The sequence below is a fragment of the Geovibrio sp. ADMFC3 genome (assembly GCF_054687035.1).
Window position 1 is genome coordinate 2233801 of sequence record NZ_BAAFZG010000002.1, and the last position, 14871, is coordinate 2248671.

The window sequence follows — 14871 nt, forward strand, 5'->3', positions numbered from 1 at the left end:
ATAGGCTTTTACAAGCAAGCCGAACATTCTTTAATAATCATGCTTAAGTTTATATGTGCCTTGTGTGAAAATATGTTCTAAAATATTTTGACAAAAACCGTTCAAAATTGTATACCGTATACAATCTTGAGTTATGAACGGTTCATGCCCTGAAAGCCCGCAGGTCATGAACTGCAATACAAAAAAAAATTAGCGGATCTCCGGATTCCGTATGAATACCTCTATCAAGGAGAAATAATTATGATGCAAGACTACCTCAAACATGTAGAAGAAAGAAAAGCGCAGGGCATTCCTCCCCTTCCTCTTTCACCCGAATTTACCGCTGAAGTGTGTAAAATGCTGGAAAATCCGGCAAAGGATCAGGCAGATTTCCTTAAAGATCTTATCGCCAACCGTGTTTCCCCCGGTGTTGACCCCGCATCCGAAGTTAAGGCAGCATGGCTCGCTAAAGTTGCAAAAGGCGAAGTTAAATGTCCTGTTATCACAAAGAAGGAAGCCGTATTTTTCCTTGGTACAATGCTTGGCGGTTACAATGTAAAACCTCTGGTGGATCTTCTTGCTGATGCAGAACTCGGCGCTGATGCTGCTGAAGCTCTGAAACATACAATACTTGTTTACGGCGCTTTTGAGGATGTACTTGCTCTTTCCAAAACAAATGCTAATGCAAAGGCTGTTGTTCAGTCATGGGCTGATGCTGAGTGGTTTACATCAAAACCCGAATTTCCCAAATCATTCAAGCTGAAAGTCTTCAAAGCTGACGGTGAAACAAATACAGATGACTTTTCTCCCGCTAAACATGCGTGGAGCCGTCCTGACATCCCTCTCCATGCACTTGCCATGGGTGAAACCTCATGGCCGGAAGGAAATGCAACAATTGACAAATTCCGTGCTGACGGCTTTGAGGTCGGCTTCGTGGGTGACGTTGTGGGAACAGGTTCTTCCAGAAAATCCGCATGCAACTCAGTTATGTGGAAAATCGGTCAGGATATTCCGTTTGTTCCCAACAAAAGAAGAGGAGGAGTTATCCTCGGCGGCGTAATCGCTCCGATCTTCTTCAACACTACGGAAGATTCCGGCGGTCTGCCCATAACTTGTGATGTAAACAGCATCAAAACAGGCGATGTTATAGTTGTTGATACAGAAAAAGGCGAAATAAAGGATGAGTCCGGAAAAGTGATATCCACTTTTGAACTCAAGCCTTCCACAATAAAAGATGAGTACAGAGCAGGCGGACGCCTGAACCTTATCATCGGACGCCAGCTTACAACCAAGGCACGTAAGGCTCTTGGACTCCCCGAAAGCACAGTTTTCACTGCGACTGTGAACCCAGTTGCCAAAAAAGGTCAGGGCTTTACCCTTGCACAGAAAATTATCGGCAAGGCATGCGGTGTTGAAGGCGTTCTTCCCGGAACTGCCTGCGAACCCAAAATGACCACTGTCGGCTCACAGGATACAACCGGTCCTATGACAAGAGACGAAATAAAAGAACTTGCCTGCCTTGAGTTTCAGGCGGATATGTTCATGCAGTCATTCTGCCACACAGCGGCTTACCCCAAAAAAGCCGATGTGAACATGCACAAGTCTCTCCCTGATTTTGTAACATCCAGAAAAGGCGTTTCACTCCGCCCCGGCGACGGTGTTATCCACTCATGGCTCAACAGGCTTCTTCTGCCGGATACTCTCGGTACAGGAGGAGACTCTCATACACGTTTCCCCATAGGGCTTTCACTTCCTGCGGGTTCAGGTCTTGTTGCCTTCGCAGGCGCTCTGGGTTTTATGCCACTTGATGTACCTGAATCTGTGCTTGTTAAGTTCAAAGGCAAATTCAACCCCGGAATAACCCTTAGAGACGCTGTTAACGCTATTCCCTACTGGGCAATAAAACAGGGGCTTCTTACTGTTCCCAAACAGAATAAGAAAAACATTTTCAACGGACGTATCCTTGAAATGGAAGGTTTGCCCGAACTGACAGTTGAACAGGCATTCGAGCTTACTGACGCAACAGCGGAAAGATCAGCCGCCGGCGGTACTATAAAACTCAGCGAAAAGTCTGTGGCCGAATTTCTGAAGAGCAACATTGCTCTCATGAAAAAGATGATAGCGGCTGGGTATCAGCATGCTGAAACTCTGAAAAAACGCATTGAAGACGCTGAAAAATGGCTTGCTAACCCTGTTCTTCTTGAAAGAGATGAAAATGCAGAGTACGCAGCAGTTATAGAGATAGACCTTGCAGAAATAACAGAGCCTATCCTTGCATGCCCCAACGACCCTGATGATGTTAAACTTCTTAGTGAAGTTGCAGGAAATAAGATTGATGAAATCTTCATCGGCTCCTGCATGACAAATATTGGTCACTTCCGTGCAGCAGGCAAAATTTGGGAAGGCGCAGCTTATCCTAAAACAAAAATATGGCTGACACCTCCCACTCTTATGGATCAGATGCAGCTTATGGAAGAAGGATACTATTCAATATATGCAAGTGTCGGCGCAAGGACGGAAATTCCCGGATGCTCACTCTGCATGGGTAATCAGGGACGTGTTCAGCCCAAAGCGAATGTACTCTCAACCTCCACAAGGAACTTCCCCAACCGTATAGGGGACGAATCACAGGTTTACCTTGGTTCTGCGGAGCTTACGGCGGTGACTGCTCTTATGGGTGAGCTTCCCACACCGGAGGAATATTTTATGCTTTATAAGAGCAAAATCGAGCCTAAACAAGCTGAGGTATATAAATACCTTGAGTTTGATAAAATGGGAGATTTTGAGCTTTCATACATCGAAAGAGTGGCATTCTAAGTTAACATTTCCCAGGGGGACTTGAAAAAGTCCCCCTTTTTTTTGTGCATCTATAAGTCAAAATGATATGTTACAGTATAAATCAAATGGCTTTATGTTCATAAAACGGTATTTGAAAAAATTGATAGATAAAAACGATATGTTTATTGGGAATTCTAATCCGCTGATTACTGTTATTGTTTATGAGCATGCTAAGTTAAGTCATGGGTATTCACGCAGTCTTTTTTAAACCGTTATATCGGAAAATTACCAAGCTGCGTTTGTTTTGTTATTTACTCTGAATATGGCGTATTTAGGGACTTGTAGGGGTTCTTGAATCGAGTGTTATTTTTTTTGTCTTTTATAATATGCGAAAAACCGTATTTTCTTCTTTATCAAATTTAAAAAATGTTTTATTATCGGCGTTGCCAATAGATCTTGACAAAAATTTATGTATAATTATAACTGTATACAGTATACATCAGAAAAGAGTTCTAAAAACGTTTTTTCGGTGTATGGAATGGATGGCGAAACAGGCTTTTTGTGAGCAGGTTTTAATGAAAATTGCTGTTTATCGCCAGAAAAGCGTGTACTATGAGGAAATTGGAGCCTGACGGCTCTGAAACTATATCATATAGGAGTTTGATATGTGCTTTAACAGACCTAAAATAGCCTTGATCGGCGGCGGCCAGATAGGCGGCGTTCTTGCCCAGCTCAGCGCACTTAAAGAGCTTGGCGATGTTGTTCTTTTTGACATAGTTGAGGACATGCCTCAGGGAAAAACCCTTGACATAGCAGAAGCTTCCAGAGTTGATGGCTTTGATGTATGCCTTCAGGGTACAAATGACTACAAAGACATAGCAGGCGCAAATATAGTTATTGTTACTGCGGGTCTTCCCAGAAAACCCGGCATGAGCAGAGACGATCTGCTTACAACAAACGCTAACATTATTAAGTCTGTTGCGGAAAACATCAAAAAATACGCTCCCGATTCATATGTAATCGTTATCTCTAACCCTCTTGACGCTATGGTTACTCTCATGCAGAAAGTCACAGGCTTTCCCGCTGAAAGGGTTATCGGTCAGGCAGGCGTTCTTGACTCTTCAAGATTTGCTTCTTTCATCGCTTGGGAACTCGGCGTGTCTGTTAAAGACGTAAACGCTATGGTTCTTGGCGGACACGGTGATACAATGGTTCCCCTTGTTCGTTACGCTAACGTTAACGGCTGCCCTGTAATGGAGCTGCTCGAAAGAAAATACAACGACAAAGCAAAAGCTAAAGAAGTTATGACTGCTATGGTTGAAAGAACCAAACAGGCAGGCGGCGAAGTTGTGAAGCTTCTTAAAACCGGTTCAGCGTTCTATTCTCCCGCTTCATCTGCAATCCAGATGGCAGAAGCCATTCTGAAAGATGAAAAAAGAGTTCTGCCCGTATGCGCTCTTCTTAAAGGCGAATTCAGCGTAGATAATCTTTATGTCGGTGTGCCTGTTGTTCTTGGAAAGAACGGCGTTGAAAAAATTATTGAACTTGAACTTGATGCTGAAGAGCAGGCTCTGATGGATAATTCTGTCAATGCTGTTAAAGATCTTGTTGAAGCTATGACACGCCTCGGTTTCCTTTAGAATAACCGTTATATTTTAAGGCTATATTAACATGGCTCACCAATTAAGGCTTGAAGTTAGCATTGGTTTGGAATACTATTTTTGTGTTTTAAGCCCTAAGTAAAACAAAACAGCTGGAAGGTGAGCCATGTATTTACACGAATTTCAGGCTAAGGGTCTTCTCCGCGAGTACGGTCTTCCCGTACCGGACGGAGGAGTAGCATCCACAGCCAGCGACGCTCTCCGTGTCGCAAAAGAGTTGAAAGGAGAAAAATGGGTTCTTAAAGCTCAGGTACACGCAGGCGGAAGGGGAAAAGCCGGCGGCGTTAAGATTGTTCAGTCATTTTCAGACGTATACGACGAATCCACACACATGCTCGGTATGAAGCTGGTTACGCATCAGACCGGAGAAGACGGAAAAATAGTCCGCAGGATTCTCATTGAAAAAGCGACTAACATCAAACAGGAAATTTACCTGAGTTTTATGGTGGACAGAGATAATGAGCAGCACATCTTAATCGCAAGCGCAGAAGGCGGTACTGAGATTGAGACTCTCGCTGAAAGCAGACCGGATGCCATTATAAAGGAGAAACTCTCCGCTATAAAGGCAATGGGGGCTTATCAGGGGAGAAAAATTGCCAAGAAACTCGGGCTTAAAGGCAATCTCCTCAATAAGTTTTCCGCGGTAGTGGTTAAGCTGCACCAAGTCTTTATGGACTATGACTGCATGCTGCTTGAAATAAACCCCCTCGTCGTAAACAGTGACAATGAAATCGTCTGCCTTGACGCAAAAATCACTGTGGACGACAACGCACTCTTCCGTCACTCAAAGATAGAAGAGATGAAGGACTACGGTGAAATGGAGCCTCAGGAAGTCAGAGCCTCCATATATGACCTGTCCTATGTGAGCATGGAAGGAAACATCGGCTGCATGGTTAACGGAGCCGGTCTTGCCATGGCGACCATGGACATTATTAAGTCCTTCGGCGGGCAGCCAGCCAACTTCCTCGACGTCGGCGGCGGAGCAGACGAGAACAAGGTAAGGGAAGCATTCAGAATCATCCTTACCGACCCGAATGTGAAGGTTATCTTCGTAAACATTTTCGGTGGTATCGTTCGCTGCGACTTGATAGCCAAAGGCGTTTTGAAAGCGGCAAATGAGGTTCCGGGTGATAAACACGTAGTTCTCAGGCTTGACGGCACAAACGTTGCTGAAGGTAAGAAAATCATCAACGAGGAAGCCCAGACATCAGGACTGAACATCTATGCGGCAGATACGATGGCAGACGCCGCCCAGCTTGCCGTCAAACTCGCAAACGAACCCGCGCCCAATGCTGCTTCTGCGAAGAAGAAAGGGGGGAGCAAATGAGCATACTTATAAATAACAGAACCAAGGTGATTGTACAGGGCCTCACAGGCAGTCAGGGAAAATTCCATGCAGCCAAAATGAAGGAATACGGAACAAATATCGTTGCCGGTGTTGTTCCGGGCAAAGGCGGAGAGAGCGTTGACGGCACTCCGGTGTTTGACACTGTTGAAGAAGCTGTCAGAGCTACAGGCGCTAATGCGTCTATAATATATGTTCCGCCTGCGTACGCTGCTGATTCCATTATGGAAGCGGTGGACGCAAACCTCGACGTATGCGTGTGCATCACCGAAGGCATCCCCGTGAGGGACATGCTTGCGGTTAAAAGAATGATCAAGACCACAGGTTCAAGAACAATGCTCATAGGACCCAACTGCCCCGGCGTGATCACACCCGGCGAGTGCAAGATGGGAATTATGCCCGGTGAAATACATACCCCCGGAACAGTGGGGATCATCTCAAAATCGGGCACACTGACTTACGAAGCCGTTAAGCAGGTCAGCGCTTACGGTCTTGGTCAGTCAACTTGTGTGGGAATCGGTGGCGACCCTGTAATAGGGCTTAAGTACATCGACCTGCTTGAAATGTTTGAATACGATGCGCAGACGGAACTTGTTGTTCTTATCGGCGAAATCGGCGGCCAGGCAGAAGTGAAAGCAGGGGAATGGATAAAAAATAACTTTTCGAAGCCTGTCGTAAGCTTCATAGCCGGACAGACCGCACCCAAAGGTAAAAGAATGGGACATGCGGGCGCTATCATCTCCGGCGGTGATGATACAGCAGCTTCTAAAATGAAAAGACTTTCTGAATGCGGTGTTCACGTTGTGGAGCTGCCTTCGGAAATCGGCAAGAAAGTTGCCGAGGTTCTTGGGAAAATTTAGAAATAAGGACTGCCTGCCTTGGGGCGGCAGGCAGTCTGAATATAAAGGTAGAAAAGTATGTTTTCAGGTCAGATCTCAGCGGCTTAAGACCTGAAGCTGCTTTCAACGCGGTAATTTGAAGTTACGGCAATTACAAAAGGAGAAGTTAATGGGTAAGGCAGAAAGCATTAACATTATTGTAGAGTACTGCAAGGGTTGCGAAATCTGCGTAGAACTCTGTCCTACCAAAGTCCTTGATATGAAGGACTTTAAAGCGCACGTCGCCGACCTCGACAAGTGCATAGCTTGCATGCAGTGCGAGCTTAGGTGTCCCGACTTTGCAATCGAAGTTTATAAAAAAGGCTAACAGGAGGAATTTGTGGCTAGAGAAATTAGATTCCTTCAAGGAAACGAAGCAGTATGTGAAGGCGCTCTTTATGCGGGATGCAGATTTTATGCAGGTTACCCCATAACGCCTTCAACCGAAATCGCGGAAGGTCTTTCGGCTTCACTCCCCAAAGTAGGCGGACGCTTCATCCAGATGGAAGACGAACTTGCTGCTATGGCAGCTACAATAGGCGGTTCTATCGCAGGCAAAAAATCAATGACGGCAACATCAGGTCCCGGTATGTCCCTTAAAATGGAAAACCTTGGATACGGCTATCTCACAGAGATTCCCTGTGTTATCGTAAACGTTATGAGGGGCGGTCCCTCAACCGGTCTTCCCACAGGACCCGGACAGTCTGATGTTATGCAGGCTAAATGGGGAACCCACGGTGACCACCCGGCAATCGTTCTCACTCCCTCCACAGTACAGGAGCAGCTGAACGAAACAGTAAGAGCATTCAATCTTGCTGAAAAATACAGGATGCCTGTAATTCTTCTCACAGATGAAATTATCGGTCACATGAGGGAAGCTATCGAAATTCCCGAACCCGGCGAACTTGAAGTCATCGACCGCAAGAGACCCACATGCGATCCGAAAGATTATAAACCCTACAAACCCGAAGCAGACCTTGTACCCCCTATGGCTGATTTCGGTTCAGGCTACAGATATCATATAACTGGTCTTAACCACGCTGAAGACGGTTTTCCCTCAAACAACGGTAAGATGGCTCAGGCTGATGAAATCCGTCAGGAAAACAAAGTTATGCACCACTATGATGATATCGTGAAAGTGGAAGAGTTTGAGTGTGCTGATGCTGAAATTATAGTTTTTGCATACGGCAGCTCTGCACGCTCCGCTAAAGAAGCCGTTATCAAGGCAAGAGAAGAAGGTGTGAAAGTTGGTCTTTTCAGACCCCTTACGCTTTGGCCTTTCCCTGAAAAACACCTTGAAAAATATGTCGGCAAAACCAAAAAGTTCATCGTTCCTGAGCTTAACCTCGGTATGATCAAACTTGAGGTTGACAGAGTCGTGAAGGGACAGGCAGAGGTTGTCGGCATCAATAAGATAGACTCCGACCCGATCACGCCTGTTGAGATCATGGATGAAATCAGGAGGTCTAAGTAATGGCTTACGATTACAGCAAATACCTCAGAGCAGGTAAAATCCCTCATATATGGTGCCCCGGCTGCGGCTACGGTATAATCATGAAATCACTTATCAGAGCTATCGACGCCACAGGCATCGATAAGGATGATATAGTTCTTACATCCGGTATCGGCTGTGCCAGCCGTCTTCCCGGTTATATGGATTTCAACACGCTGCACACCACACACGGACGCTCACTTGCTTTCGCAACAGGCGTTAAAGTGGCTAACCCCAAGCTTAAAGTTATTGCCCTTGGCGGTGACGGAGACATGACAGCTATCGGCGGTAACCACTTCATCCATGCGTGCAGAAGAAACATTGACATAACATGCTTTGTTTTCAACAACTATATATACGGCATGACAGGCGGTCAGTACTCACCCACTACGCCTAAAAACTCCAAAGCGACAACCGCACCCTACGGCAACGCAGACAACCAGTTTGACATAGCCCAGCTTGCCATAGGCGCCGGCGCAACTTTTGTTGCGAGAACCACAACTTACCACGCTGTACCCATGGAAAAACTGATTAAGCAGGCGCTTGATCACAAAGGCTTCAGTGTTGTGGAAATCATGGCTGGCTGCCCCACAGGTTACGGACGCAAAAACAAACAGGGCTCTCCCGCTAACATGATCCTCTGGCAGAAAGAAAATGCGGTTCCCGCTAACAAAGCCAAGGAAATGAGCGAAGAGGAAATGGCGGGTAAATTCGCCATAGGCGTTCTGCATGAAGTTCAGAAAGCTGAGTACGTAGAAGCTTACGATGCTCAGGTCGGTTTGAAGTAAGGAGTGATTGAAAATGGCTAGAAGTGAGATAAGACTTAGCGGTTCCGGCGGACAGGGTATGATTACTGCCGGTATTATCCTTGCCATGGCTGCCTCCGTTTTCGAAGGCAAAAAAGCCATTCAGTCCCAGTCATACGGACCTGAAGCAAGAGGCGGCGCAAGCAAGGCAGAGGTTATTATCAGTGATGATGATATCTACTACCCTAAAGTTATGAACCCTGATGTTGTTGTGGCTCTTACTCAAGAAGCTGCAGACAAATACTGCAAAGACCTTAAAGATACAGGTCTTCTGATAGTTGACAACCTCATGGTTAAAAAAGCTCCCGAAGGGAAGTTCAAAGTTATCGGCCTTGACATAATTGTCACTGCCGCTGAAAAAGTGGGCAAAGCAATGGTTGCAAACGTTGTGACTCTTGGTGCGCTCAACGCTCTTTGCGACTTTGTTGATCATTCAACCCTTGAGAAGGCTGTTCTCAGCCGTGTTCCCAGAGGTACGGAAGAGCTTAACAAAAAAGCACTCGCAGCCGGCGCAGAACTTGCAAAAGCAGCGAAATAAGAATTACACGGATTAAATATCCTTAAAAGGCGCTCCTGCTTGGGGCGCCTTTTTTTGTGGGAATATTCAAATATCTCCGATGAATATCAAAATCAATACCTGTTAAAATTGTGATATCCACATAAAAGTTTTTCTTCAGTTTAAAAAATTCATTATTTGGAATTGAAAAGCCTGTACAATATATAAGATACTGTTATAATATTGTCAAAAAAGCGTTTGGGAAGGAACATTTTTTAATGATTGGTGAAAATTGTTCTTCGGGAAGCAATGCGGCACTGCTTATTTCCATTCTTGATTCGATAGGCAAGGGTGTTCTTGTTTTCAACGGTAAAGTTATTTACTGCAACTCCGTTGCTGAGGCTGCTTTAGGTTATCCGGCAGGTAATCTGGAGGGGCGTGAGCCGTGCGAGATATTCCCTGTGGATTCCAAGCTGCTTAATTCATGTATATTTGAAGAAATTTACGAGTGCAACATGGGCGGCGAGTTTAATTTCCGCACTGCGGATGGCTCTTTGATCCCCATGAAAAGTGAGATAAAAAGCATCGAATACGAAGGGAAGCATTCATGTCTGGTAATTTTCGATGCAGGGTCTTCGGCTGATAAACGTGTTAAAAAACTTGCTGAAACAGAGCAGCTTTTCCGTATCTTAACAGAAAATTCCTTCGCCGGTATTTATATCTACAAAGATAAATATATTTATGCAAACCCGGAATATCTCTCCAAAACCGGCTACACAATGGAAGAGCTTAAACTTATGTCTCCATGGGAGCTTGTTCATGAGGACGACAGAGCCTTTGTTAAGGAAAATGTGACCCGCAGACTGGCCGGCGAAGTTTTCGACCAGAAATACCATGAACGCAAAATAATAACTAAATCAGGGAAGATCAGAACCGTCAGAGTTGCAACAAATACTGTGATGATTGACGGTGAATTTGCCGGAATTGGCAGCACTATAGATATTTCCGACCTTAAAGAGCTTCAGAACAGTCTTGAGGATAAGGTAAAGGAAGAGGCTCTGAAGCGCTATGAGCAGGAGCAGCTTCTTATTCAGCAGTCAAAGCTTGCAGAAATGGGGGCTATGCTCCGTTCAATTGCACACCAGTGGAAGCAGCCTTTGAGTGCAGTCGGGATGCTCTTGCAGGATATGGTTCGTACTTATAATTCAGGCGAGATGGATAAAAAATATGTCGACTGGGTGCATGATACGGCATCAGAGCAGATAACTTACATGACAGAGACAGTTAAAGATTTTATGGACTTTCTCCGTCCTTCACAGGAGCGCAGCCTTTTCACAATAGAAGAAGCCCTGTGGCCAACGCTTAAGATATTTTCACATCAGGCAATTTCCCATGATCTCCACATCGAAATGAAGTGTGACTGGAAAGAGAATGATGATAAAGGCATATCTGCACATATTAAGAATATTGGCGACTCTAACATACATATAGACTGCAATAAATGCGGACGCAGCGACCTTCGTGTTGAGGGTTATAGAAATGAATTTATGCAGGTTCTGCTTAATATATTCAATAATGCCAAGGACGCCATTGAAGCCTTGAAGAAAAAAGGGGAACTGACGGAGAGCGGAAAAATATGTATCAGAATAACTGATTTTGAAGGTCGTGTCTCAATTGATATTGAGGACAACGGCGGCGGAATTCCTGAAGAGCTGCTGAAGAAAATTTTTGACCCTTATTTCACAACGAAAAGCTCTGAGCATGGCTCTGGAATAGGCCTTTATATGGTGCGTGCCATAGTTGAAAACAGCATGGGTGGAGAGGTGCGGGTCAGAAACGGCAGTTCAGGCGCTATTTTCAGTATTATTCTGGACAGACATATCAAACGGGACTCTGCGGCAGGTTCCTGTTAAGCTCAAATCCTTCCTCATTCCTGAAAATTATACCTATTTCCAAGAGACTTTTGATGTCTTTTGTTCTTTCATCTTCTGAATTACTTTCGTATAGCTTTGAAAAAACCGGATTTTTGAAAAGTTCCTCTTCGGATACTGTTCTGTCTGCTTCAAAAAGAGCATAAAGCAGTTTGTACTGACGTTCAGAAATCTTATTCTCCGATTTCAGCCACTTGAAGAAATCTTTGACAGCAGATATGCGTAAGCCGGCCAGTAAAATATCAGTGACCGTGATGAACGATCTGCATACCCCGGTCAGATAGAATATAATGAAGGGTGTGAGATCAAATCCGCCGGTTTTTTCACTTTTTCTGAAACTTCTGTAATAGTCGGATCTGTTTTCTTTATAATAAATACCTATGGAGCGGTAAAGGTATCTGTAACGGCTTTTTTAAGAATTGCAGCCTCAACGCTGCGTGCTGTCCGCCCGTTGCCGTCACCGAAAGGGTGGATGAGATTGAGATGATAATGCGCCAGACACGCCCTGATAAGCGGATGAACGGACTTTATTTCATCTCTGTTAAACCAGTCGCAGAATTCCTTTATGAGCTTGGCAATATCCTTTTCAGGGGGAGAGAAATATTTGATGTCTGCTGCTTTTGTTCTGAAACTGCCGGGAATGTTCCCCTCTGCACGCACATCGAAAGTTATGTGCATATGAAGTCTTTTTATGAAGTCAGGTGTGAGTATAAACGGTTCAGCAGAAGGGACTATGGAATCTACAAGCCCATAGACTATCCTGAGGTTTGCCAGCGCTTTTTCCGCCGCCGGGCGGTGGTAGCTGTCCTGAAGGATCCGCAGGAGGTTAAGGGCATCCTCGCTGTTCATATTATTTTTCTGAACTGTGAGGGATGAGTAAATGCACTTGTTGAATATGGTTTCAAGATATGGGTACGCATATGGAACAACAGGCAGACTGTTCAGAATGGCAAAGCGTGCATCGGCCTCCTTAAGAAAAGGAGCAACTGTTTTTTCATCGTATTTTCCGCTGAAAGTTACACGTTCAAGCCTGTCTGTTATAATCTGCCGAATCATCAGCCCCCCGTAAGAGTTACAAGTTTATAATTATAACAGAAAAAAACAGAAAAGCTTACGAAGGTTTTCGGAAACGCAGGGTAAATACTGCTCCGCTTTCATCGTTATCCGCCTGAATACTGCCCTGCATATGTGTTTCTGTAATGAGCTTGGAGATATACAGTCCGATGCCTGTTCCGTTGCTACCCTTTGTAGTGAAGTAGGATTTGAATATGGTGTCTTTAATCTCTTCGGGAATGCCGCCGCCGTTATCTTTTATTCTTATGACCACTGCATCTTCAGTTTCAGCGCAGCTCACATCAATCTTACCTCCGGCAGAGCCTTTCTGGCTTTCGGTAATTGCATCTTTTGCGTTTGCCAGAAGATTGAGGATAACCTGCTTGAACTCGCTTTTTGAACCGTAAATCAGCGCCTTTGTGCTGCATTCGAGGTTGTGGATTATTTCTATTCGGCTGTTTGCATAGTGGACGGATACAAGGTTTATGATCTCCTCAAGAGCTGAGGTTACTTCAAATTTATCGTCCGCCTGCCCGGGTTTGAAGAAGTTTCTGAAATCCTTAACTGTCTGGGACATAAACTCAAGCTGTTCCATAATTGAAGATGTGTAGTCATGGAGGTTTTCAATATTCAGATCATTGCTTTTAAACTCTGATTCAATGAGCTGGCTGAACATTCCAACTGCATTAAGAGGCTGCTGCCACTGGTGTGTTATCACGCCTATCATTTCACCCAGAGCAGCCATTTTCGACTGTTGAATGAGCATCGCCTCCTGTTCTTTCTGTTTGGTGTGCAGCTCGCTCAACTCTGTTATGTCGGAGGCGGTTATAAGAGTTACAGGGTCATGATCAGCCCGTGGTCTTGCCACACTTATGATCAGAATTTTCTCTCTTCCTGGCTGAAGTGTAAAAGAATATTCCAACCTGCTTATATCCTGATTTGTTCTTAAGGCATCACATAGAATATCCGCCTGGCTGCTGTTTAAAAGCTCCGGATAGGCATCTGTAAAAAATCTGCCGGGGGTAATTCTTTGTTCACGTCCGAAAATCTTGTTGAATTCAGGGTTAGCTATTTCCACACGGCAGTTTCTGTCCAGAACGCATATGCCGGCATTTGCTGAGACTAATATGGAATTAAGAAGCTTTTCGTGTTTTTCAATGCTTTCTGCAGCACGGATTCTTTCTGTCTGATCGTGGTGTATCCCGTTTATTCTGTGGGGTTTGCCTGATGAGTCAAAATCATATGAGTAGATTGAAGTGATGATTCTTTCCTCTCCGTCAGGGCGAACGATCCGGAAATTGAATTCTCTTTCAGGCGTATATTTAAAAAGTGCTTCCAGCCATCCTCTGACCTTGTCACGGTCTTCGGGATGAGTCGCGGTGAGTATTTCCTTAACTGTAGGTGCTTCCGGTCTGCGTTCTAAACCGAAAATAGTAAATGCCTCTTCAGTCCAGCGACCTCTTCTTGTCCGCATATCACGCATCCAGCCGCCCATTCTGGCGACTTTTTGGGTTTTGTTCAGCAGATCTCTGTTTTCTTTCAGGCGTGTGTAAGCTGTACGCAGTTTTTCAGTGCGTTTGCGGACTGTCTCTTCCAGCATTTGGTTGGACTCTTCCAATAGCTCCCTGAGCTTCTCCTGTTCGGTTATATCTGTTTTTATTCCGATAAAGCGTGTAATTTCGCCTTTTTCAGTAATAGGAGCTATTTTGGCAAATTCAACATAATTTGTGCCGTCTTTCTTTTTATTTATGAATTTCCCTGTCCAGATCTCGCCTCTTTGGATAGTATTCCAGAGGTTTCTGTAAAAGTCTGTATCGTGGACACCTGATTTTAATTCTGCAAAGCCATGACCGATGATCTCTTCTCTGGAAAAGCCTGTAAGCTCTTTAAAAAAGGGGTTAACGTATTCTATTATTCCGTTCCGGTCGGTAACTGCAATGGAAATAGGGCTGTGTTCAACTGCGGCATGGAGTGTTCTTAGCATTCTGACGTTATCACAGTAAAGATCGGAATGGGCAGAGCTGACAAGATTATCTGCCAGACAACCTTCAGTGAGTGTGGAAACATAAGCTGCTGCAGACTTGAGTCTTTTAATGGGAATGTTGTCATTGGCGTAGACGGCTGACAGGATTTTAGGGAAGTTATCAAGTTCTGTTGTGTTAAGTGCAAAGATTCCGCCGTTGTCGGTGCGCAGTATGCCTTTTATGATGTTTTCCGCACCGGCATCTTTTAAAACATCCGGCAGAAGACTTGCGTGGCGGTTTCCGTCTGCCTTGACGAGTATTTTGCCTTCAAAATCATGTATACTGGCAGGAAAACCGGAAAATTCCGAGAACTGCTCGAGCTGTTTTTTCAATTTGTCTGTATTTATAAGTTCATTTAACCGTGACATTCAACATCATAAAAATTGTCTATTTTTATAGATATAGTTCAGAATTATAAGTTTAGGAAG

At 44.7% G+C, this 14871-nt stretch carries 11 protein-coding genes; 9 read left to right on the top strand and 2 right to left on the bottom strand.

The window, feature by feature from the left end:
* Positions 1 to 240: 240 nt before the first annotated feature.
* From acnB to ACYRYY_RS11040, 9 genes are all read left to right on the top strand, one after another.
* Entirely contained in the window at positions 241 to 2796 is a 2556-nt protein-coding gene (gene acnB, locus ACYRYY_RS11000; RefSeq protein WP_460215657.1) for a bifunctional aconitate hydratase 2/2-methylisocitrate dehydratase, read from the top strand.
* Between the two features lie 626 nt (positions 2797 to 3422).
* A complete protein-coding gene (gene mdh / locus ACYRYY_RS11005; RefSeq protein WP_460215658.1) occupies positions 3423 to 4397 on the top strand; it encodes a malate dehydrogenase in 975 nt (324 codons plus the stop codon).
* 127 nt (positions 4398 to 4524) lie between these two features.
* Positions 4525 to 5745: an ADP-forming succinate--CoA ligase subunit beta gene (gene sucC, locus ACYRYY_RS11010; RefSeq protein WP_460215659.1), complete on the top strand. Its 1221-nt coding sequence runs from the start codon at positions 4525 to 4527 to the stop codon at positions 5743 to 5745.
* Positions 5742 to 6623, top strand: a complete 882-nt coding sequence (gene sucD / locus ACYRYY_RS11015) for a succinate--CoA ligase subunit alpha (RefSeq protein WP_460215660.1) — start codon at positions 5742 to 5744, stop codon at positions 6621 to 6623. Before sucC ends, sucD begins: the two co-directional genes overlap by 4 nt.
* 148 nt (positions 6624 to 6771) lie before the next feature.
* Positions 6772 to 6969, top strand: a complete 198-nt coding sequence (locus ACYRYY_RS11020) for a 4Fe-4S binding protein (protein WP_128467465.1) — start codon at positions 6772 to 6774, stop codon at positions 6967 to 6969.
* A 12-nt stretch (positions 6970 to 6981) separates the two neighbouring features.
* Entirely contained in the window at positions 6982 to 8115 is a 1134-nt protein-coding gene (locus ACYRYY_RS11025) for a 2-oxoacid:acceptor oxidoreductase subunit alpha (RefSeq protein ID WP_460215661.1), read from the top strand.
* The gene (locus ACYRYY_RS11030) at positions 8115 to 8921 is read left to right on the top strand and encodes a 2-oxoacid:ferredoxin oxidoreductase subunit beta (RefSeq protein ID WP_460215662.1); all 807 of its coding nucleotides are present in this window, start codon (positions 8115 to 8117) and stop codon (positions 8919 to 8921) included. Before ACYRYY_RS11025 ends, ACYRYY_RS11030 begins: the two co-directional genes overlap by 1 nt.
* A 13-nt stretch (positions 8922 to 8934) precedes the next feature.
* The gene (locus tag ACYRYY_RS11035; RefSeq protein ID WP_460215663.1) at positions 8935 to 9477 is read left to right on the top strand and encodes a 2-oxoacid:acceptor oxidoreductase family protein; all 543 of its coding nucleotides are present in this window, start codon (positions 8935 to 8937) and stop codon (positions 9475 to 9477) included.
* 236 nt (positions 9478 to 9713) lie between these two features.
* Positions 9714 to 11348 carry a PAS domain-containing sensor histidine kinase gene (locus ACYRYY_RS11040; protein WP_460215664.1) on the top strand — a complete coding sequence of 545 codons (1635 nt, stop codon included), beginning with the start codon at positions 9714 to 9716 and terminating at the stop codon, positions 11346 to 11348.
* 396 nt (positions 11349 to 11744) lie between these two features.
* Here ACYRYY_RS11040 and ACYRYY_RS11045 read toward each other — a convergent pair whose 3' ends face one another.
* Both ACYRYY_RS11045 and ACYRYY_RS11050 read right to left on the bottom strand, forming a co-directional pair.
* Entirely contained in the window at positions 11745 to 12422 is a 678-nt protein-coding gene (locus tag ACYRYY_RS11045) for a Fic family protein (protein ID WP_460215665.1), read from the bottom strand.
* A 55-nt stretch (positions 12423 to 12477) separates the two neighbouring features.
* Positions 12478 to 14811 (bottom strand): PAS domain-containing sensor histidine kinase, encoded by a 2334-nt coding sequence (locus tag ACYRYY_RS11050; protein WP_460215666.1) that lies wholly within the window; start codon positions 14809 to 14811, stop codon positions 12478 to 12480.
* Positions 14812 to 14871: the final 60 nt, after the last annotated feature.

Excerpts from the sequence above, each read along its gene's own strand:
- ACYRYY_RS11050 (WP_460215666.1), bottom strand. The coding sequence starts at position 14,811 with ATGTCACGGTTAAATGAACTTATAAATACAGACAAATTGAAAAAACAG.
- sucC (WP_460215659.1), top strand. The coding sequence starts at position 4,525 with ATGTATTTACACGAATTTCAGGCTAAGGGTCTTCTCCGCGAGTACGGT.
- ACYRYY_RS11030 (WP_460215662.1), top strand. The coding sequence starts at position 8,115 with ATGGCTTACGATTACAGCAAATACCTCAGAGCAGGTAAAATCCCTCAT.
- acnB (WP_460215657.1), top strand. The coding sequence starts at position 241 with ATGATGCAAGACTACCTCAAACATGTAGAAGAAAGAAAAGCGCAGGGC.
- ACYRYY_RS11045 (WP_460215665.1), bottom strand. The coding sequence starts at position 12,422 with ATGATTCGGCAGATTATAACAGACAGGCTTGAACGTGTAACTTTCAGC.
- sucD (WP_460215660.1), top strand. The coding sequence starts at position 5,742 with ATGAGCATACTTATAAATAACAGAACCAAGGTGATTGTACAGGGCCTC.
- ACYRYY_RS11035 (WP_460215663.1), top strand. The coding sequence starts at position 8,935 with ATGGCTAGAAGTGAGATAAGACTTAGCGGTTCCGGCGGACAGGGTATG.
- mdh (WP_460215658.1), top strand. The coding sequence starts at position 3,423 with ATGTGCTTTAACAGACCTAAAATAGCCTTGATCGGCGGCGGCCAGATA.
- ACYRYY_RS11020 (WP_128467465.1), top strand. The coding sequence starts at position 6,772 with ATGGGTAAGGCAGAAAGCATTAACATTATTGTAGAGTACTGCAAGGGT.
- ACYRYY_RS11040 (WP_460215664.1), top strand. The coding sequence starts at position 9,714 with ATGATTGGTGAAAATTGTTCTTCGGGAAGCAATGCGGCACTGCTTATT.